Genomic DNA, 18,797 nt, shown 5'->3' with positions numbered 1-18,797 from the left:
GGCGTTCAGACGGCTTGGGTGGCGGCCGCCCGGGCACTCTTGCCCTTGGCGACGCGGTGGGACAGCAGCGCCGCGGCGCAGGCGAACACGAACAGTGCGGACCAGCCGGCAAGGTTGTCCCGCAACGTGTCGGCCAGCGTCGCCGCGGCGACGCCTGCGGCCAGCGCGGCCAGCACGAGGTACACCGGACCCGGCACGCGCGCCCGGAAGCCCGGCGCGCGGCCGGGCAGCTTGCGCAGCTTCAGGTGCGACGCCGCGAACGCGCCGTAAACGAAGGTGTAGAGCCCGGCGCCGACGCCCGCGACGACGGCGGCGCGGTCGCCGGCGATCACCCAGAACGCGGTCAGCAGGCTGCAGCCGGCCAGCGCCAGGATGGCGGCGGCCGGAATGCCCTGGCCGCTCACGCGCGCCAGCGCCGCCGAGGCGTGCCGTCCCAGCGCCTGCTCGCGCGCAAGGCCGTAGACCAGGCGCGAGGCGCCCATCAGGCCGGCGTTCAGGGTGGTGAGCAACGCGAAGAGCGACAGCCCCTGCAGCGCCCAGCGGCCCGGCACGCCCAGCAGCTGCTCGCCCAGCACCACGTGCGGTGCGCCGCTGGTGGCCAGCACCGCAGGCGGCAGCATCCGCTTGAGCGCCATGCCGAAGCTCAGGTACATGGCGCCGACCAGCAGCACGGCGATCACCATGCTCCAGGGCACGGCCCGCTGCGCCGCCTCCGGGCTGCGCGCCATCGGTGCCACCCATTCGAAGCCGACGTAGAGGAAGAACGCCAGGCCCACGCCGTGCGCCAGCGAGGCCGCCGCCGGGTCGGCGGCCGCCGGCACGGCAGCCGGCGCAGGTGCAACCAGGCCCAGGGCGGAGAACGAGAACGACAGCGCCACCAGCGCGCAGAACACCACCGTTTGCGCGGTGCGCGGCAGGTCGCGGCCGGCCACGTTCAGTCCGGCCAGGAAACCCACCAGCACGGTGGCGCCGGCACACTGCAGCGCCAGCGACGCGCCGGGGAACAGGGCCGCCAGAAACACCCGGATCTCGACCGCCGCCACCAGCGGAATCACCAGCAGCAGCACATAGGTGAAGAACAGGCTCACGCGGTCGCCGAAGGCGCGCTTCAGATACGTGCGGATGCCGGGCGCCGACGGCAGCCGTGCCGACATCTCGCCGATGGCCAGCGCGAACAGCAGGCACATGGCGCCGGCCGCGACGATGACGAACACCAGTTCGCCCATGGTGTGCGCGCCCGCCAGCAGGCCCAGCACCATGTAGCAGGAGGCCGCCACCGCCATGCCGGCGCTGATGGCCACGTACTCCAGCAGCTCCAGCGGCTTGCGTGCGGACGGGGTGTGCATGCGCGTCATCCGAACGCCGGCACCAGGGCCGCCTTCAGCGCCGGATCGATCGGGTCGCCGCCGACCATCACGTCGAGGATGCCGGTGCGCAGCTCCTGCGACACGATGCGCGCCAGCAGCTCGCCGTTGTGCACCACCTGCGTGGTGCCGTCGGGCAGCAGGTCGTAGTGCACGGTGTCGCCGCGCCGGTAGTCGGTGATGGTGGCGGTGAAGGCATCCATCGCCGCCCCCGCATTGGCCGGCACCGACTTGCGCAGCGCCTTGTCCCAGGCCAGCGCCATGCGCTCGCGCCCGATCGGGCCGTACAGGTATTCGAAAGACAGGCGCAGCGGCGTGGCGGCGCGGTACAGGTCGCCCGGCACGCGCACCGGCCCGGCGGCGAACAGCTTGGCCTCGTACAGCGTCACCGCGAACACCTTGCGCAGGCCGGCGCCCGCCAGCGACAGCCGCTGCCCATCGACCACGCACTGCTGCGTCGCCTGCTTCGGGTTGGTCTGCGTGTGCATGCGTTCAGTCCTGCGCCGCCAGCGCCTCGGCCAGCGCGCGCGCGTCGTCGGCCGCGGGCAGGTGGCAGGCGAAGCCGTGGCGTGCCGCCAGCGCCTTGACGCGGCGCGCTTCCTCCAGCGGAATGCGCCGGCCCAGGCTGTGGTGGCGGTCGGCCTGGCTCATGGCCAGCACGATGGTTTCGGACAGGCACGCCAGGTTGATGCCGGGCGCGAAGCCCAGCACGTTGTCGCGCCCGAAGGCGATGGGCTCGGGCAGTTCCACCAGCCCGCCGTCGAACAGGAACAGGTCCTGGCGATGCTTGCGCACCAGCGCGCCGACGTCGCCGGGGCGCGCCGCGTCGCACACGATGGTGTCGTCCTCGATCCATGACGACTCCACGAACGGCCGGCCGTTGCTGGTGGCCGAGATGATGGCGTTGGCCAGGTGCAGCCGCGACTTCAGGTCCACGCTGACCATGACCGGCGCGGCGCGGCCGATGGCGCCGGTGAAGCGCGTCTCGATCAGCGTGGCGAGCGCGCGGCAGGCGTCTTCGCCGCCGTCCTCCAGCAGCTCCTTCGGCAGCTTGCCGGTGGCGCGCAGCGCCCGCAGGTCGATGCGGATACCGCCGGGCACCGCCGTCTCCGGCTGGCGCAGCAGGTGCTGGTAGATCTCGCCGGCCACGGCGCGCACGTCGTCGATGGCGGCGGGGTTGGCCGGGTTGCCGAACAGCACCATGCGGCGGCACGCGGCAGAGGCTTCCAGCGCGGCGACGCGGCCCACCGAGCCGGCCGCGCCGATGACGGCCACGGTCTGCTGTTCCAGCGGGCGGCCCATGCGTTCGGCGGCGCGGCCCAGGCCTTCCACGCACATCAGCGCGGTGAGGCTGTTGCCGGTGGTGATCGGGATCTCGCAGTCGGCGATGTCCAGGCCGCCGCGGGTGATGACCGAAGTGAACGCGCCCAGGCCGACCATGCGCGCATCCACCGAGCGGGCCAGCTGCAGGTACTGCGCCACCAGCGCCTCGCGCTCGGGAGGCCGCAGCCGCATCATTTCGCGCGGCGTGAGCATGCAGGAGATCAGCCAGCCGTCCACGTAGCCGCCGGCATGCGACTGCAGGCGCGGCGTGAAGTGCACGGTGAAGGGCGAATCGTCGAACGCGCGCAGCCGCAGCATCCAGTCGCGCAGCGCCTTGCCCTGTTCGGGCGGATACGACTCGCAGCCGGCCGGCATGCAGCGCACCAGGTCGTCCATGTCCACCGGGTGCATGAGGAAGGCGAAGCGGCCGAGGTACGGCTGGCCGGACGTTGGCACCGGCACCAGTTTCGGCGGCAGCGGCGCGGCGGCCGCGGGCTCGGGCAGCCGCAGGGCGGTGCCGCCGGTGGCGTAGGTGAGCAGCTGGTCGAAGCGGCCGGCCTGGATCAGCCGGCCGACGGCGTCGAGCGCGACCACCGCCTCATCGATCTGTTCGCGCTGCACGATCAGCGGCGGCTGGATGCGCAGCACGTTGCTGCGGCTGACCGTGGGCAGCACCAGCAGGCCGTGCTCGTTGAGCAGGTGGCCCGACACCAGCGGCACGCGGTAGCCGCGGTCGTTCGCCATGCCGAGGAAGTAGGCGGCGTCGGCCGGCCACTCGGCCAGCTCCAGGCCCAGCAGCAGGCCCTTGCCGCGCACGCTGCTGAAGGCGCGCGGGTAGCGCGCGGCCAGCCCTTCCAGCTTGCCGCGCAGGTAGGCGCCGCTGTCGCGCGCCTGCGCGATCAGCGCCTGCTCGTCGGCGATCAGCGCCTGCACCGCCGCCACGGCGATGCGGCAGGTGAGGTGGTTGTTGGCGAACGTGGAGCTGTGGAACAGGCCCATCATCGGGTCCCAGGCACGCTCGGCCACCAGGCAGGCGGCGATGGGCACCAACCCGCCACCCAATGCCTTGGCCAGCAGCAGCACGTCGGGGTCGATGCCGTCCCACTCGCTCGCGAAGAGGCGGCCGGTGCGGCCCAGGCCGGTTTGCACCTCGTCCACCACCAGCAGCGTGCCGTTCGCGCGGCAGGCGTCCTGCACGCGCCGCAGGTAGCCTTCGGTGGGCGCGACCATGCCGCCTTCGCCTTGCACCGGTTCCACGATAAAGCCAGCGACGTCGCCGCGCGCCAGCCGTGCCGTGAGCGCCTCCACGTCGTCGTAGGGAACGTGCTCGAACTGCGTGGTGTCGGCGCCGAACGGCTGGCTGTACACCGGCGTGCCGGTGGCGGAGGCCGCGCCCAGCGTCTTGCCGTGGAAGCTGTTGTGGGTGGCCAGGATCACGGCGCGGCCGGTGCGCGCACGCGCCAGCTTGATGGCGGCCTCCACCGCTTCGGCGCCGCTGTTGCACAGCACGGCGATGCGCGGGCCGCCGGGCGAGATGTCGCTCAGCAGCTGCGCGAGCTGTTCGGCCGCGGGCGCGACCAGCGGCTGCACGAAGCTGGGCTCCTGCGATTCGCGCACCTCCTGCAGCACGTCCCACAGGAAGGCCGGGTTGTGGCCGAAAGCCAGCACGCCGTACTGCGAGGAGAAGTCCAGGTAGGCGCGGCCAGCGTCGTCATACACATGGCAGCCGGCGCTGCGCACGATGCGTTTGTCGACCTTCAGCAGGCCGGTGATGGCGGCGCGCTCGGGGTTCAGTGCGGAGCTGCGGGTCACGGCTTGGGCCCCCCGTGTTCGGCAATCATGTTTTCGATGGATTGCAGGGTGCTGAAGTTGGCCGGGTTCACCGCGCCCCTGGGCAGCCGGATGTTCCAGGCGCCTTCGATGGCCGCGGCGAGGTCCACCACGCCCAGCGAATCCAGCACGCCGGCGCGCAGCAGATGTGTCTGCGGCGTGACCGGCGGCAGCTCGCCCTGCACGGATGCTTTCTCCAGCAGGCCGAGCAGGCGTTCGCGCAATGCGTCGTGTCCGCTCATGTTTGCAGCAGCGCCTGCAGCGCGCCCCGGTTGACCTTGCCGCGGTCGTTGTACGGAATGTCGGGCACGAAGTGGAAACATTTGGGCACCATGAAGGGCGGCAATGTCTTCGCCAGGTGGCGGCGGATGCTGCGTTCGTCGGGTTCGGCGGCCACGCAGAAGGCGTGGATCTCCTTGTCGCCCTCTGCAGCGGCGTGCACCAGCAGCGCGGCCTGGCCGATGCCCGGGATCGCCGTGAGCGCGCGTTCGACTTCCTTCAGCTCGATGCGAAAGCCCCGCACCTTCACCATGTCGTCCACCCGGCCGCGGTACCAGCAGGTGCCGTCGGCTTCGATCTGCACGATGTCGCCGGTGCGGTACCAGGTGCGGCCCTCGGCATGCAGGAAGCGGCTCTCGTTCAGGTCGGGCCGGTTGGTGTAGCCGGAGGCGATGCAGTCGCCCGCGCAGCACAGGTCGCCGGTGCCGGCAGCGAGCAGTTCACCGTCCTCGCCCAGCACCTTCAGCACGACGCCGGGCACGCCGGGGCCGAGCGGCACCTCGTCGCCCTTGAGGTCATCCGCGGTGACGCGGTGCGCCGTGATCAGGTTGGTTTCGGTGGGGCCGTACAGGTTGTAGACCGGCCGGCCGCCCATCCACGCATGGATCTCGCGCAGGTAGGGCATCTGGAACGGCTCGCCGCCGTACAGGAAGCGGCGGATCGCGGTGGAGTCGGTGCCGAGCAGGCCGCCCTGCTTGACCAGCGCCACGATGTTGGACGGCACCAGCCAGACGTTGGTGACGCGCTCCTCGCGGATGATGTCCACCACGTGCACCGGGAACACGGAGTTGTATTCCGGCACCAGGATGGTCGCGGCGCCGACGTTCCAGGCGTTGTAGTGGTCCAGCACGCAGAAGTCGAAGCCGAAGTGCGCCTGGTTCAGGAACACCTCGTCGGTCTGGAATCCGAAGGCGTCCTGCGCCCAGTCGATCGAGAAGCCGGCGCTGCGGTGCGAGATGCGCACGCCCTTGGGCACGCCGGTGGAGCCGGAGGTGTAGAGCACGTAGGCGATGTCGTCGCGGTTCTTGTCCGCGGGCGCCTCGTCCAGGGGAGCGAGCGCCTGCACCGATGCGACCGATGCGACCGAGTCGCGCCCCGCCGACGCGGCCTGCGCCGTCTCGGTGAAGAGGGTGGCGGGCATGGGCGCGCCCTGCAGCACGTCGCGCAGGCGCGCGCCGGTGAAGTCGGTGAACAGCGCCGCCGGCCGGCTGTCCTGCAGGATCTCGCCGATGCGCTGGTCGGGGTAGCGCGGATCGACCACCGTGTACGCCAGGCCGCAGCGCAGCGCGGCCTGCGCGAAAGCCACGGCCTCGATGCTCTTGTAAGCCAGGACCGCGGCGATGCCTTGCGGCTTGTGGCCCAGGCTGTCGCGGATGAAACGCCGCATCCGGTCGATGAGGCGGTCGAACTCTGCATAGCTCAGCGCGCGGCCTTCGCACTTGACCGCCATCCGGTCGGGATGGCGCCGGGCCGCGGCGTGGAGATAGCGGGCGATGTTGTTCATGTGGGTTGTTGTGGAAGGAAGCGGCTCAGCACAGGGTGGCGGACACCGCGCCCCAGGCGAACGGGCCGTTGGCGGCCAGGATCACGCGCTCGCCCGCGGCGGCGCGCCGCAGGTCCAGCCAGTCGCGCAGGTTCACGATCACGTCGGCCGCGTCGCAGTGCGCCAGCCGGTTGACGTTGCCGCGGTACACCCGGTCGGTGGGCAGGCCGCTCGCGCGGCTGAAGATGCGCACCACCGAGTGGTTGATGGTGTTGGTGAGCAGCTGCGCGTAGCTGGCGGCGGGCAGCCCGTCGGCGCGCTGCAGCGCGCCGATGGCCGCGCTCATGCCGCCGACGGTGCGCTTCACGTACTCGCCGAAATCGTCCTCGGTCTTCACGTCCTGCAGCGACCAGTCGACGAAGTGCGCCACGTTGTCGATGCGCAGCGCCGTGCCCGCCGCGCCGTTGCCGCGCTCGCCGCTCACCAGCACGCAGCCGGCCGTGTCGCTGATGACCGAGATGCCCGGCTCCACCATGCGCGACTGTCCTTCGATCTTGTCGGCCGCCAGCACCAGCACGTGGCGCGCGCCGGCCAGCACCAGGCCGCGCGCCAGCTCGAAGGCCGACACCGTGTTGACGCACTGGGTGAAGCTCACGCCGTGCGGCACGGCACGCGTGAGGCCGGCCTCCTGCGCGATGCGGCCCATCAGCCGGCTCGGCTCCATGGTGTCGTGCACCTGGCCGCGCGAATAGAGGCTGGACGCATAGACGAAGGCGTCGATGTCGCCGCCTTGCAGGCCGGCGGCCCGCAGCGTGTCGCCCAGCACCGCCGCCGCCAGCTCCTCCACCGCACCGTCGTGCCGGGCATAGGTCTCCAGCCCGACGGCGTGCAGCGTCGCCAGCAGGTCGGGGTCGGCCCGCAGTTCGGCGATTTCGGCGATGGGCCGCAGCTCGCCGTGGCTGTAGGCGGGCGCGCGCAGGTAGACAGGGCTCATGTCGGCGACAAGCTCCGGGAGGAAGACACGTTTTTCGGCAACAGCCTCCCCGCGCCGCCCGCGAACGGGCGGCGAAGGCAGAGACCGGGAGGAACGCGCGGTGGCGCTAGTGGATGGCCTTGCCGATCGCCGTCCAGAACTCGGCGAACATGCGGCACTGCTCGTTGAAGCCCTGCACCAGGCGCGCCCGGCTGGCTTCGTCCACGTCGAACTCGAGCGCGGCGTGCAGCGATTCGAGCTTGTGCTCCTTCTCCGCCGCGCCGATGTGCGCGTAGAAGAATTCGGCGGCCTCGTGGAATTCGTCCTTGGTCGGCCACATGCCCATGTACTTGCGCGCGCCCTCGTAGAGCTGCGTCTCCATGGTGTAGGCCTGCCATTCCTGCGCCAGCTGGGCGCCGGCGGCGGTGGCGCCGTCCATCGCGTAGATGCGCTTTTGGCCCTCGATCAGCGCGTAGGTCTGCGGCAGCGCGTCGAACTCCGCGGACAGGTTGGCCCAGACGAGCTTCTGGCGGTCGCCGAACTGCTCGGCCAGGCTCTGGGCCCAGGCGTCGAACAGCACGGAGTGCACCTTGTCGTACTGGCCATTGCCCATCTCGGAATACAGCGTCTTGGCGTATTCGGTGCGCGCGGCGATGTTCTTGGTGCAGGCCAGCACGGTGGCCAGCACTTCGGGAAAGGCCCGGTTGAACTCGCCGTAGTTGCGCACGAACACGGCCACCTGCTGCAGCTCGAGCCGCCGCGAGGTCCACAGCTCGTAGAAGGAGTTGTTCAAGGCGGCGTGCTTGTAGACGGTGACCGCCAACTCCTCGAGACATTTGCGGGATTCGTCAACGCTCCACGCGCGTGAAACTTCAATGCTTTGCATTTTCATCTTCCCTCTATCCAATCGCTGAAACCGCCGCCCGCCGGGACGGCGAACGTGTCCGTCAATGAAGCGAGTCAGGCGTGAACCTGACCATCGGCAAGAGTCCCAGGGACAACGCCTTCGCCGTCGCCGCCGTCTTGTTGGCAACGCCGAGCTTTCGCAGGCAATTCTTCATGTGGAAATTGACTGTGTCCGCCGAGATGCAAAGCAGGTCTGCTGTCTCAAAAGCGGTTTTGCCAGAGGCCGCCCATAGAAGAATTTCCTTTTCGCGCCCAGTCAGCCGGGGCAAATCCAAGCAGTGCATGTCGACCGTCCCTTTAACTTCTTGTCGCAGAAGAACCTTAGGTTCTCTTGCCTTCCCTTGACTCGAACGAAAATGATTATGAAGAGACGGAGTTTTTGTGTAACTCCCAGCAATGGTGGGTTTTGTAACCACAGCCCGCGCGGGCCGCGCAGCCATGCGGCACCGCCGCCGCATGGGCGCAAGCTATGTGCAAATGGATAAAAAGACCCAGAACGCGCGCGGCGGCGGCGGCCGCGGCGTGTGCTGCTTTGGCTACCAGGCCCGTGCGGGCTGGGCGAAGCCGGCGGGGGCCTCGCGTTCGTCCTCGAAGGTCACGACCTCGAAGGCATCGTCCTGGGCCAGCAAGGCGCGCAGCAGCTTGTTGTTCAGCGCGTGGCCCGAGCGGAACGCGCTGTAACCAGCCAGCAGCGGCTTGCCGACCAAATACAGGTCGCCCATGGCGTCCAGCAGCTTGTGCTTGACCAGTTCGTCGTCGTAGCGCAGGCCGCCGGAATTGAGCACGCGGTAGTCGTCCATCACGATGGCGTTGTCCAGCCCGCCGCCCAGGGCCAGGCCGTTGGCGCGCATCGCCTCCAGGTCCTTGGTGAAGCCGAAGGTGCGCGCGCGCGCGATGTCGCGCGAATAGTTGCCCTTGCCCAGGTCGAACTCGTAGCGCTGGCCGGTGGAATCGACCACGCGGTGGGCAAAATCGATCTCGAAGCTCAGCTTGTAGCCATGGAACGGATCGAGCCGCGCCCACTTCAGGTTGTCGCCCTCGCCTTCGCGCACCTCGACGGGACTCGTGACGCGGATGAAGCGGCGCGGCGCGCGCTGCAGCTCGATGCCCGCGCTTTGCAGCAGGAACACGAACGAGGCGGACGAGCCGTCGAGGATGGGAACCTCTTCGGCGGTGATGTCCACGTAGAGGTTGTCGATGCCAAGGCCCGCGCAGGCCGACATCAGGTGCTCCACCGTGAGAACCCGCGCACCGCCATTGGAGATGGTGGACGCCATGCGGGTGTCCGTCACCGAGCTGGCCGACACCGGAATGTCCACCGGCGTGGGCAGGTCGGTGCGGCGGAACACGATCCCCGTGTCCGGCTGGGCCGGCCGCAGCGTGAGCTCCACCCGCTGCCCGCTGTGCAGCCCCACGCCGACGGCGCGGGTCAGGGACTTGAGGGTGCGTTGCTGGAGCATCGGGTGATTTTAGGCGGCCTGGGGCTGCTCACTTCGATACCCCGCGCGCGTGGCATTTGTGGCAGCGGCCGGCGGCCGGGGTGGGCCAGGCTCCGGGATCACGCTCGCGGGCGCCTGCCCTGGTGCTCGGAGATCACGTCGTCAACACCGCTGTGCCGCGCGGCCTCTGTGGCGACCGCGAATGGACCCTGCGCCTGGCCCACCCCGACCGCCGGCCGCACGTGGCGTTTTCGCGCACCACCGCCCCTCACCCCTGCCCTCTCCCCAGAGGGGAGAGGGGGAAAGAGAGAGGGAGAGACGAAGCGAGAGCCACGACGCGACGTGGAGGGTGGTGGTCGGGATGCCCGGGCGCAGGGTCCATTCGCGGTCGCTACGGAGCTTGCGCGGCACCACGGTGTTGACGACGTAAAGCTGGCACGCCCGGGCAGGCGCCCGCGAGCGTGATCCCGGAGCCCGGGCACGACGCAACAAAAATAGGGTGGGCACCTCACGGCACCCACCCCAGACACTCCCCTTGGAGAACCTCAGGAGTTCAGTTCAGCAACAGCTCAGTCCGCCTGCTTGCGCAGGAATGCCGGGATCTCGAAATCGTCCATGCCGCCCGAGGACAGCGCGTCGACCTTGGCCGCTGCCTGCGTGCGGTTGGTGCGCCACACGCTGGGCACGGCCATGCCGCCGTAGTCGGGCTGCTGCGACGGCACCACGCCGATGCTGGCCGCGACATTGGCCGCGTGGCTGTCGCGCGTGACGATGCCGGGCCCGCTGATGGCGTGGCTGATGGTCGGCACGTGGAACGGCACGTTGTCGGTGCCGGTGCGCAGCACCTGCAGCGGCGGCGCGGTGCGGCGCTGCTGGCCCTGGCGCGACAGGCCGGTGGCCACCACGGTCACGCGGACCGCGTCGCCCAGCTCGTCGTCGTAGGCCGTGCCGTAGATCACGTGCGCGTCCGGCGAGGCGTAGGCGCGGATGGTGTTCATCGCCAGCTTGGACTCGGCCAGCTTCAGGCTGCCCTTGGCCGCGGTGATCAGCACCAGCACGCCCTTGGCGCCAGACAGGTCGATGCCTTCCAGCAGCGGGCAGGCCACCGCCTGTTCCGCCGCGATGCGCGCGCGGTCCGGGCCGTGGGCCAGGGCCGTTCCCATCATCGCCTTGCCGGGCTCGCCCATCACGGTGCGCACGTCTTCGAAGTCCACATTGACGTGGCCGGGCACGTTGATGATTTCCGCGATGCCGCCCACGGCGTTCTTCAGCACGTCGTTGGCGTGCGCGAACGCCTCGTCCTGGGTGATGTCGTCGCCCAGCACGTCGAGCAGCTTCTCGTTGAGCACCACGATCAGCGAATCGACGTTGGCTTCCAGCTCGGCCAGCCCGTTGTCGGCGTTGGTCATGCGGCGGCCGCCTTCCCAGTCGAACGGCTTGGTGACCACGCCGACGGTGAGGATGCCCATCTCCTTGGCCACGCGCGCGATCACGGGGGCCGCGCCGGTGCCGGTGCCGCCGCCCATGCCGGCGGTGATGAACAGCATGTGCGCGCCGGTGATGGCTTCGCGGATGTTCTCCACCGCCGCTTCGGCCGACTCGCGGCCCTTGTCGGGCTTGCTGCCGGCGCCCAGGCCGCTGCCGCCCAGCTGGATGTGCTTGTGCGCATTGCTGCGCGCGAGCGCCTGCGCGTCGGTGTTGGCGCAGACGAATTCCACGCCCTGCACGCCGCGCTCGATCATGTGCTGCACGGCGTTGCCGCCGCCGCCGCCCACGCCGATCACCTTGATCTGCGTGCCCTGGTGGAACTCTTCCACTTCAATCATTTCGATGCTCATTGCATTCTCCGGAAATTCGTTGCAGTTGCCGTTCGGGGTCGTTTTAATGGTGTTCATCTACTTGCGCATGGGGGGTCGGTGCACCGCCATCGCTCCTTTCTTGTTGCGCGAGGGCTTCCCCTCGCCAGCCATGTCTTGTGGGGGAACATGGTCTAGAAGTTCCCCACGATGAAGTCCTTGAGCCGGCCGAAGGCGCTGCGCATCGCGCCCGCCTGCCGGTCGGCCAGTTCACTGCTCATGCGGTCGCGCCATGCTTTTTGCAGCAGGCCCATCGCGGTGGAACAATGCGGATACGAAACCATGTCGGCCAGCGCGCCCGAATAACGCGGCACGCCGCGGCGCACCGGCTTGAGGAAAATGTCCTCGCCCAGCTCGATCAGCCCGGGCATGACCGAGCTGCCGCCGGTAAGCACGATGCCCGAGGACAGCACTTCCTCGTAGCCCGACTCGCGGATCACCTGCTGCACCAGCGTGAAGATCTCCTCCACGCGCGGCTCGATCACGCCGGCCAGCGCCTGCTTGCTCAGCTCGCGCGGCGGACGGTCGCCCAGGCCGGGCACGGTCACCTGCACGTGCGGGTCGATCAGCACCTGCTTGGCGTGGCCGCTCTCGATCTTGATGTCCTCGGCGCTCTTGGTCGGCGTGCGCAGCGCCATGGCGATGTCGCTGGTGATCAGGTCGCCGGCGATCGGGATCACCGCCGTGTGGCGGATCGAGCCGCCGGTGAAGATCGCCACGTCGGTGGTGCCCGCGCCGATGTCCACCAGCACCACGCCCAGCTCGCGCTCGTCGTCGGTCAGCACGGACAGGCTGGAGGCCATCGGGTTGAGCATCAGGTGCGTGACGTCCAGGCCGCAGCGGCGCACGCACTTCATGATGTTCTCGGCAGCGCTGTGCATGCCGGTGACCAGGTGCACCTTGGCTTCCAGCCGCACGCCGCTCATGCCGATCGGCTCCTTCACCTCGTGGCCGTCGATCACGAACTCCTGCGCCTCGGTCAAGAGCAGTTGCTGGTCGGTGGAGATGTTGATCGCCTTGGCGGTCTCGAGCACGCGCAGCTTGTCGCTGGCCGTGACTTCCTTGTCGCGGATGGCCACCATGCCGCTGGAGTTGATGCCGCGGATGTGCGCGCCGGTGATGCCGGTGCACACGCCGGCGCGCGAGATGCTCGCGCCGATCATCTTCTCCACTTCCTTCAGGCATTCCTGGATGCTCTGCACGGTGGCGTCGATGTTGACCACCACGCCGCGCTTGAGCCCGCTGGAGGGCACCGTGCCCATCCCCGCGAGCTTCAGCTCGCCGCCGGGCAGCATCTCGGCCACCACCGCCATCACCTTGGCGGTGCCAATGTCCAGCCCGACGACCAGTTCCTTGTAGTCCTTCGCCATCTCCATCCTCTATTTTTTCTGCGCGTCCGCACCCGCGGTGCTGACGCCCCTCAACCGGATCGCATAGCCGTCGCCGTGCCGCAGGTCGGCCGACATCAGCGACTCGGGCGTGCGCGCGTATTTGGAGGTGACCTGGGTCAGCGTCTGCACGAAGCGCTGCATGCGCGCCATCACCTCGGCGGGCGTGCCGCGCCCCAGTTCCACCACGCCGCCCGTGTCCAGCGTCAGTGTCCAGCTGCCGCGCCGCGTCAGCGCGAGTTCGCTCACGCCCAGGTCCAGCGGCTCCAGCAGCGGCACCAGCGCGTGGTGCATCGCCAGCACCTGCGGCGCCTCGGCGTCGGGGCCGGACAGGCGCGGCAGGTCCTGCTGCTCCGCGTCGCCCACGTTGGCTTCGAACACCTCGCCGAAGTTGTTGACGAGCCGCGCTTCGCCTTCGGGGCCCCACAGCGCCGCGGGCTGGTGCTCCTGCAGCCGCACCCGCAACCGGTTCGGGAACTGCCGCCGCACGACCGCCTGGCGCACCCAGGGCACCGCCTCGAAGGCGTCGCGCGCGCGCTGCAGATCCACCGTGAAAAAATTGCCGGACAGCTGCGGCGCGACGTTGGCGCGCAGCGTGACCGCGCTGTTGTGCGCCACCTCGCCTTCCACCGTGATGCCGGACAGCGCGAACAGCGGATGCCGCACCGCCCACCAGGAGAACGCCGCCGCGAGCAGCACCGCGCCGGCCGCGAACAGCACCGTGGCGGTGGTGTTCATCAGCCGGACGTCGATGGGTTGTTGCTGCGGCAGCGCTGCGTTCATGTCTGCGCAGCCCCCTGGTCGAGGTCGAGCGAGGCGGAGGCCAGCAGCTGCAGGCACAGGTCCTCGTAGCTGATGCCGGCGGCGCGCGCGGACATCGGCACCAGCGAGTGGCCGGTCATGCCGGGAGAGGTGTTGATCTCCAGCAGCGAGGGCTTGCGCGTGGCGCCGTCGATCATCACGTCGACCCGGCCCCAGCCGCGGCAGCCCAGCACGCGGTAGGCCTTGACCACCATCTCCTGGATCGCGGCTTCCTCTTCTGCCGGCAGGCCGCTGGGCACCAGGTACTTGGTGTCGTCGGTGAAGTACTTGTTCTGGTAGTCGTAGTTGCCCTCGGGCGCGACGATGCGGATCACCGGCAGCGCGTGCGCGGTGTCGCCCGTGCCCAAAATCGGGCAGGTGACTTCGTCGCCCGAGACGAACTGCTCGCACAGCACGTCGGCATCCAGCGCGGCGGCGGCATCCACCGCCTCCTGCATCTGCGAATAGCCCTGCACCTTGGCTACGCCGATGGACGATCCCTCGCGCGCCGGCTTGACGATCACGGGCAGGCCCAGGTCGTCGGGAATCACGCGCACCTGCTCGCGCGTGTAGGCGCCGCGGCGCAGCAGCGTGTAGCGCGGCGTGGGCAGGCCCTCGGCCAGCCAGACGCGCTTGGTCATCACCTTGTCGATGGAGATCGCCGAGGCCATCACGCCGGAGCCGGTGTAGGGAATGCCCAGCAGTTCCAGCGCGCCCTGCACCGTGCCGTCTTCGCCGAAGCGGCCGTGCAGCGCGATGAAGCAGCGCGCAAAGCCCTTGCGCTTGAGCTCGACCAGGTCGCGCTCGGCCGGGTCGTAGGCATGCGCGTCCACGCCCTTGGACTGCAGGGCCTTCAGCACGCCGCTGCCCGACATCAGCGAGACCTCGCGCTCGGCGGACTTGCCGCCCATGAGGACCGCGACCTTGCCGAAAGACCTGGGATCCAAGTCCCGTTCGCCCTGAGCTTGTCGAAGGGTCATGCCGCACCTCCCATTTCCACCAGCTTGGCCGGCACGCCGCCGATGGAGCCGGCGCCCATGCACATCACCACGTCGCCGTCGCGCGCCATGTCCAGCACCGCTTCGGGCATGGCATCGATGTCGCCGACGAACATCGGCTCCACCTTGCCGGCGATGCGCACCGCGCGCGCCAGCGAGCGGCCATCCGCCGCGACGATGGGTTCCTCGCCGGCCGAATACACCTCGGCCAGCAGCACGGTGTCGGCCAGGCTCACCACCTTGACGAAATCCTCGAAGCAGTCGCGCGTGCGGGTGTAGCGGTGCGGCTGGAAGGCCAGCACGATGCGCCGGTCCGGAAAGGCGCCGCGCGCGGCCTTCAGCGTGGCGGCGAGCTCCACCGGATGGTGGCCGTAGTCCTCGATCACGGTGAACCGGCCGCCGCCGGCGGCCTCGCGCACCTTGACGTCGCCATAGCTCTGGAAGCGCCGGCCCACGCCCTTGAATTCGGTCAGCGCCTTCAGCACCGCGTCGTCCGGAATGTTCAGCTCCACCGCGATCGCGATAGCCGACAGCGCGTTCAGCACGTTGTGCATGCCCGCCAGGTTCAGCTTCACGTGCATGTCGGGCAGCGTCACTCCGTTGCGCCGCTGCACGGTGAAGTGCATCTGCGCGCCGCTGGCCTGCACGTCCACCGCGCGCACCTGGGCTTCCTCGCTCAGGCCGTAGGTGGTCACCGGGCACTGCACCTCGGAGACGATGGAGCGCACGGCGTCGTCGTCCACGCACAGGACGGCCGTGCCGTAGAACGGCATGCGGTGCAGGAACTCGACGAAGGCCTTCTTCAGGTTGTTGAAGTCGTGGCCATAGGTCTCCATGTGGTCGGCGTCGATGTTGGTCACCACCGCCATCACCGGCAACAGGTTCAGGAACGAGGCGTCCGACTCGTCGGCCTCCACCACGATGTAGTCACCGCTGCCCAGCTTGGCATTGGCGCCGGCGCTGTTGAGCTTGCCGCCGATCACGAAGGTGGGGTCCAGGCCGCCTTCGGCCAGCACGCTGGCCACCAGGCTGGTGGTGGTGGTCTTGCCGTGCGTGCCGGCGATGGCGATGCCCTGCTTCAGGCGCATCAGCTCGGCCAGCATCATGGCGCGCGGCACCACCGGGATCTTGCGCTTGCGCGCGGCCAGCACCTCGGGGTTGTCGGCCTGCACCGCGGTCGACGTGACCACCGCGTCGGCGCCGATCACGTTGGCGGCCAGGTGCCCGACGAAGGTCTGGATGCCCAAGGTGGACAGGCGCTTGAGCGTGGCGCTGTCGGCCAGGTCCGATCCGGAGATCAGGTAGCCCTGGTTGCGCAGCACCTCGGCGATGCCCGACATGCCGGCGCCGCCGATGCCCACGAAGTGGATGTGTTTGATTGCGTGTTTCATTTTCCGGCCAGTTCCTCGCATGCCAACACGATGTCGGCGGTGGCCTCCGTCTTTTGCATCTTCTTGGCCGCGGACGCGCGCTGCAGCAATGCCGCGCGGTCCAGGCTCTTGATCGTTTCCGCCAGCGTCTCCGGGCGCAGGTCGCGCTGCTGCACCAGCCAGCCGCCGCCCGCATCGACCAGGAATTTCGCATTCGCGGTCTGGTGGTCGTCCACCGCGGCGGGGAACGGCACGAACAGCGCCGCGGCGCCCACCGCCGCGAGTTCGGTCACGGTGCTGGCGCCGGCGCGGCAGATCACCAGGTCGGCCTCGGCGAACGCATCGGCCGTGTCCTCGATGAAGGGCGTGAGCTCGGCGTGCACGCCGGCGGCGATGTAGTTCGCGCGCAAGTCGTCGATCTGCTTGGCGCCGCTCTGGTGCAACACGTGCGGGCGCTGCGCCGCGGGGATCAGCGCCAGCGCCTTCGGCACGATCTCGTTGAGCGCCTTGGCGCCCAGGCTGCCGCCCACCACCAGCAGCTTCAGCGGGCCCTCGCGGCCGGCGAAGCGCTCTTGCGGGGGCGGCTGGCGCAGGAAGGCTTCGCGCAACGGATTGCCGACCCAGCGGCCCTTGCCCATCACGTTGGGAAACGCGGTGTAGACGCGGTCGGCGACGCCGGCCAGCACCTTGTTGGCCATGCCGGCCACCGAGTTCTGCTCGTGCAGCACCAGCGGCTTGCCCAGCAGCGCGCTCATCATGCCGCCGGGAAAGGTGATGTAGCCGCCCAGGCCCAGCACCACGTGCGGGCGCACGCGGCGCACCACGACAATGCTTTGCCAGAAGGCTTTGAGCAGGCGCAGCGGCAGCAGCACCAGCGTTTTCACGCCCTTGCCGCGCACGCCGCCGAAGTCGATGGTTTCCAGCGTGAAGCCGCGCGGCGGCACCAGCTGGCTTTCCATGCTGCCGGGCGCGCCCAGCCAGTGCACGCGCCAGCCCTTGGCGCGCAGGGCCTCGGCCACGGCCAGGCCCGGAAAGATGTGGCCGCCGGTGCCACCAGCCATCACGAGCGCGCGGCGTTCAGTCATGCGCTCCGCCCTCCGCGCATCAGCATGCGGTTCTCGTAGTCGATGCGCAGCACCACCGCGATGGCCACCACGTTCATCAGTACCGCCGAGCCGCCATAGCTCATGAGCGGCAGGGTCAGGCCCTTGGTCGGCAGCGCGCCCAGGTTCACGCCCATGTTGATGAAGGCCTGGAAGCCGACCCAGATGCCCACGCCCTGCGCCACCAGGCCGGCGAACACGCGGTCCAGCGCGATCGCCTGGCGGCCGATGTGCATGATGCGGCGCGCCATCCACAGGAACAGCGCGATCACGGTGAGCACGCCCACCAGGCCGAACTCCTCGCCGATCACGGCCAGCAGGAAGTCGGTGTGCGCCTCGGGCAGCCAGTGCAGCTTTTCCACGCTGCCGCCCAGGCCCACGCCCCAGATCTCGCCGCGGCCGATGGCGATCAGCGAGTGCGACAGCTGGTAGCCCTTGCCCAGCGTGTGCTTCTCGTCCCACGGGTCCAGGTAGGCGAAGATGCGCTCGCGCCGCCAGTCCGACAGCGCGATCATCAGCCCGAACGCCACCAGCATCACCGCGGCGATCAGGAAGAACATGCGCGCGTTCACACCGCCCAGGAACAGGATGCCCATGGCGATCACGGCGATCACCATGAAGGCGCCCATGTCGGGCTCGGCCAGCAGCAGCACGCCGACCACCGCGACGGCCATCGCCATCGGCAGCACGGCGCGGAAGAAGCGCTCCTTCACGTCCATCTTGCGCACCATGTAGTCGGCCGCATACAGCACGGTGGCGAACTTGGCGAGCTCGGATGGCTGGAAGCTCATGAAGCCCAGGCCAACCCAGCGCTTGGCCCCGTTGACGCCCTTGCCCACGTGCGGCACCAGCACCGTCACCAGCAGCAGCAGCGCCAGCACGAACAGCCAGGGCGCGCATTTCTCCCAGGTGGCCACCGGCACCTGGAAGGCCAGCAGGCCGGCGACGAAGGAGATCACCAGGAACAGCGCGTGGCGCGAGAGGAAATAGGTGTGGGCGTAGCGCGCGAACTTGGGGTTGTCGGGCATCGCCACCGAGGCCGAATACACCATCACCAGGCCCCAGGCCAGCAGCGCCACCATGATCCACAGCAGCGGCTGGTCGAACGCGTGCACGCGGACGGCGGCCAGCGGCCTGCTGGCCTGGCGATGCTTTTGGCCCGGAAGCCAGCGGAGAACGGCTGCCATCATGACGACTCGCCCTCCAGCAGGGCGCCCGCTTCGTCGGCCAGCGTGGCGACCGCGGCGCGGAACACCTCGGCGCGGTGCGGGTAGTTGCGGAACATGTCGAAGCTGGCGCAGGCGGGCGACATCAGCACGGCGTCGCCGGCATGCGCGCGTTGCGTGGCCAGGCGCACCGCTTCCTCCATCGTGGCCGCGTCCAGCAGGGTCACGCCGGTGGATTCCAGCACTGCGCGGATCAGCGGCGCGTCGCGGCCGATCAGCACCGCCGCGCGCGCGTACTGCGCCACCGGCACGGCCAGCGGCGCGAAGTCCTGGCCCTTGCCGTCGCCGCCCAGGATGACGACCAGCTTGCGCTCGGCGCCCAGGCCCAGCAGCGCGGCCACGGTGGCGCCGACGTTGGTGCCCTTGCTGTCGTCGAAGTACTCGACGTCCTGCACGATGCCCACCGGCTGCACGCGGTGCGGCTCGCCGCGGTACTCGCGCAGGCCGAACAGCATGGG

At 69.5% G+C, this 18,797-nt stretch carries 17 protein-coding genes; all 17 read right to left on the bottom strand.

Features of this window, described 5'->3' with window-relative positions; all coding sequences use genetic code 11:
* Positions 1–5: 5 nt before the first annotated feature.
* Positions 6–1,346, bottom strand: coding sequence for an APC family permease (locus H0U68_RS24125; RefSeq protein WP_296359545.1), 1,341 nt, complete (start codon positions 1,344–1,346; stop codon positions 6–8).
* 5 nt (positions 1,347–1,351) lie between these two features.
* Positions 1,352–1,852 carry a chalcone isomerase family protein gene (locus H0U68_RS24120; RefSeq protein ID WP_296359543.1) on the bottom strand — a complete coding sequence of 167 codons (501 nt, stop codon included), beginning with the start codon at positions 1,850–1,852 and terminating at the stop codon, positions 1,352–1,354.
* Positions 1,853–1,856: 4 nt separating this feature from the next.
* Positions 1,857–4,499, bottom strand: a complete 2,643-nt coding sequence (locus H0U68_RS24115; protein WP_296359541.1) for an aminotransferase class III-fold pyridoxal phosphate-dependent enzyme — start codon at positions 4,497–4,499, stop codon at positions 1,857–1,859.
* Positions 4,496–4,759 (bottom strand): acyl carrier protein, encoded by a 264-nt coding sequence (locus H0U68_RS24110; protein WP_296359539.1) that lies wholly within the window; start codon positions 4,757–4,759, stop codon positions 4,496–4,498. Before H0U68_RS24110 ends, H0U68_RS24115 begins: the two co-directional genes overlap by 4 nt.
* Positions 4,756–6,300 (bottom strand): amino acid adenylation domain-containing protein, encoded by a 1,545-nt coding sequence (locus H0U68_RS24105; RefSeq protein ID WP_296359537.1) that lies wholly within the window; start codon positions 6,298–6,300, stop codon positions 4,756–4,758. Before H0U68_RS24105 ends, H0U68_RS24110 begins: the two co-directional genes overlap by 4 nt.
* A gap of 25 nt (positions 6,301–6,325) precedes the next feature.
* A complete protein-coding gene (locus H0U68_RS24100; RefSeq protein ID WP_296359536.1) occupies positions 6,326–7,273 on the bottom strand; it encodes a hypothetical protein in 948 nt (315 codons plus the stop codon).
* Positions 7,274–7,379: 106 nt separating this feature from the next.
* Positions 7,380–8,045, bottom strand: coding sequence for an iron-containing redox enzyme family protein (locus tag H0U68_RS24095; protein WP_296359535.1), 666 nt, complete (start codon positions 8,043–8,045; stop codon positions 7,380–7,382).
* Positions 8,046–8,199: 154 nt separating this feature from the next.
* Positions 8,200–8,442, bottom strand: coding sequence for a helix-turn-helix domain-containing protein (locus H0U68_RS24090; RefSeq protein ID WP_296359533.1), 243 nt, complete (start codon positions 8,440–8,442; stop codon positions 8,200–8,202).
* Positions 8,443–8,694: 252 nt separating this feature from the next.
* A complete protein-coding gene (gene lpxC, locus H0U68_RS24085) occupies positions 8,695–9,618 on the bottom strand; it encodes a UDP-3-O-acyl-N-acetylglucosamine deacetylase (RefSeq protein WP_296359531.1) in 924 nt (307 codons plus the stop codon).
* A 548-nt stretch (positions 9,619–10,166) separates the two neighbouring features.
* On the bottom strand, positions 10,167–11,435 hold the full coding sequence (ftsZ, locus tag H0U68_RS24080) for a cell division protein FtsZ (RefSeq protein WP_296359529.1): 1,269 nt from the start codon (positions 11,433–11,435) through the stop codon (positions 10,167–10,169).
* A gap of 152 nt (positions 11,436–11,587) precedes the next feature.
* Positions 11,588–12,823 (bottom strand): cell division protein FtsA, encoded by a 1,236-nt coding sequence (gene ftsA, locus H0U68_RS24075; protein WP_296359527.1) that lies wholly within the window; start codon positions 12,821–12,823, stop codon positions 11,588–11,590.
* Positions 12,824–12,832: 9 nt separating this feature from the next.
* Positions 12,833–13,624, bottom strand: a complete 792-nt coding sequence (locus H0U68_RS24070; protein WP_296359526.1) for a cell division protein FtsQ/DivIB — start codon at positions 13,622–13,624, stop codon at positions 12,833–12,835.
* Positions 13,621–14,622, bottom strand: coding sequence for a D-alanine--D-alanine ligase (locus H0U68_RS24065; RefSeq protein ID WP_296359524.1), 1,002 nt, complete (start codon positions 14,620–14,622; stop codon positions 13,621–13,623). Before H0U68_RS24065 ends, H0U68_RS24070 begins: the two co-directional genes overlap by 4 nt.
* The gene (gene murC / locus H0U68_RS24060) at positions 14,619–16,031 is read right to left on the bottom strand and encodes a UDP-N-acetylmuramate--L-alanine ligase (RefSeq protein WP_296359522.1); all 1,413 of its coding nucleotides are present in this window, start codon (positions 16,029–16,031) and stop codon (positions 14,619–14,621) included. Before murC ends, H0U68_RS24065 begins: the two co-directional genes overlap by 4 nt.
* Positions 16,028–17,095, bottom strand: coding sequence for an undecaprenyldiphospho-muramoylpentapeptide beta-N-acetylglucosaminyltransferase (gene murG / locus H0U68_RS24055; RefSeq protein ID WP_296359520.1), 1,068 nt, complete (start codon positions 17,093–17,095; stop codon positions 16,028–16,030). The genes murC and murG overlap by 4 nt, the downstream gene beginning before the upstream one ends.
* A complete protein-coding gene (gene ftsW / locus H0U68_RS24050; RefSeq protein ID WP_296359519.1) occupies positions 17,092–18,300 on the bottom strand; it encodes a putative lipid II flippase FtsW in 1,209 nt (402 codons plus the stop codon). Before ftsW ends, murG begins: the two co-directional genes overlap by 4 nt.
* Positions 18,300–18,797: cyanophycin synthetase (locus tag H0U68_RS24045; RefSeq protein WP_296359517.1), on the bottom strand; the 498-nt coding region annotated here is incomplete at its 5' end. The genes H0U68_RS24045 and ftsW, both read right to left, overlap by 1 nt.

It is taken from the genome of Ramlibacter sp., from assembly GCF_013697775.1.
In the GTDB taxonomy this organism is placed as follows: domain Bacteria; phylum Pseudomonadota; class Gammaproteobacteria; order Burkholderiales; family Burkholderiaceae_C; genus Ramlibacter.
The sequence above is the reverse complement of the archived record's forward strand: the minus strand, read 5'-3'. Positions and strand labels throughout refer to the sequence as shown.

What these genes read in the sequence shown, in the direction of transcription:
- ftsW (WP_296359519.1), bottom strand. Translation starts at nt 18,300, where the DNA reads ATGGCAGCCGTTCTCCGCTGGCTTCCGGGCCAAAAGCATCGCCAGGCC.
- murG (WP_296359520.1), bottom strand. Translation starts at nt 17,095, where the DNA reads ATGACTGAACGCCGCGCGCTCGTGATGGCTGGTGGCACCGGCGGCCAC.
- H0U68_RS24110 (WP_296359539.1), bottom strand. Translation starts at nt 4,759, where the DNA reads ATGAGCGGACACGACGCATTGCGCGAACGCCTGCTCGGCCTGCTGGAG.
- H0U68_RS24120 (WP_296359543.1), bottom strand. Translation starts at nt 1,852, where the DNA reads ATGCACACGCAGACCAACCCGAAGCAGGCGACGCAGCAGTGCGTGGTC.
- H0U68_RS24125 (WP_296359545.1), bottom strand. Translation starts at nt 1,346, where the DNA reads ATGCACACCCCGTCCGCACGCAAGCCGCTGGAGCTGCTGGAGTACGTG.
- ftsZ (WP_296359529.1), bottom strand. Translation starts at nt 11,435, where the DNA reads ATGAGCATCGAAATGATTGAAGTGGAAGAGTTCCACCAGGGCACGCAG.
- H0U68_RS24105 (WP_296359537.1), bottom strand. Translation starts at nt 6,300, where the DNA reads ATGAACAACATCGCCCGCTATCTCCACGCCGCGGCCCGGCGCCATCCC.
- murC (WP_296359522.1), bottom strand. Translation starts at nt 16,031, where the DNA reads ATGAAACACGCAATCAAACACATCCACTTCGTGGGCATCGGCGGCGCC.
- H0U68_RS24090 (WP_296359533.1), bottom strand. Translation starts at nt 8,442, where the DNA reads ATGCACTGCTTGGATTTGCCCCGGCTGACTGGGCGCGAAAAGGAAATT.
- H0U68_RS24065 (WP_296359524.1), bottom strand. Translation starts at nt 14,622, where the DNA reads ATGACCCTTCGACAAGCTCAGGGCGAACGGGACTTGGATCCCAGGTCT.
- H0U68_RS24100 (WP_296359536.1), bottom strand. Translation starts at nt 7,273, where the DNA reads ATGAGCCCTGTCTACCTGCGCGCGCCCGCCTACAGCCACGGCGAGCTG.
- lpxC (WP_296359531.1), bottom strand. Translation starts at nt 9,618, where the DNA reads ATGCTCCAGCAACGCACCCTCAAGTCCCTGACCCGCGCCGTCGGCGTG.
- ftsA (WP_296359527.1), bottom strand. Translation starts at nt 12,823, where the DNA reads ATGGCGAAGGACTACAAGGAACTGGTCGTCGGGCTGGACATTGGCACC.
- H0U68_RS24070 (WP_296359526.1), bottom strand. Translation starts at nt 13,624, where the DNA reads ATGAACGCAGCGCTGCCGCAGCAACAACCCATCGACGTCCGGCTGATG.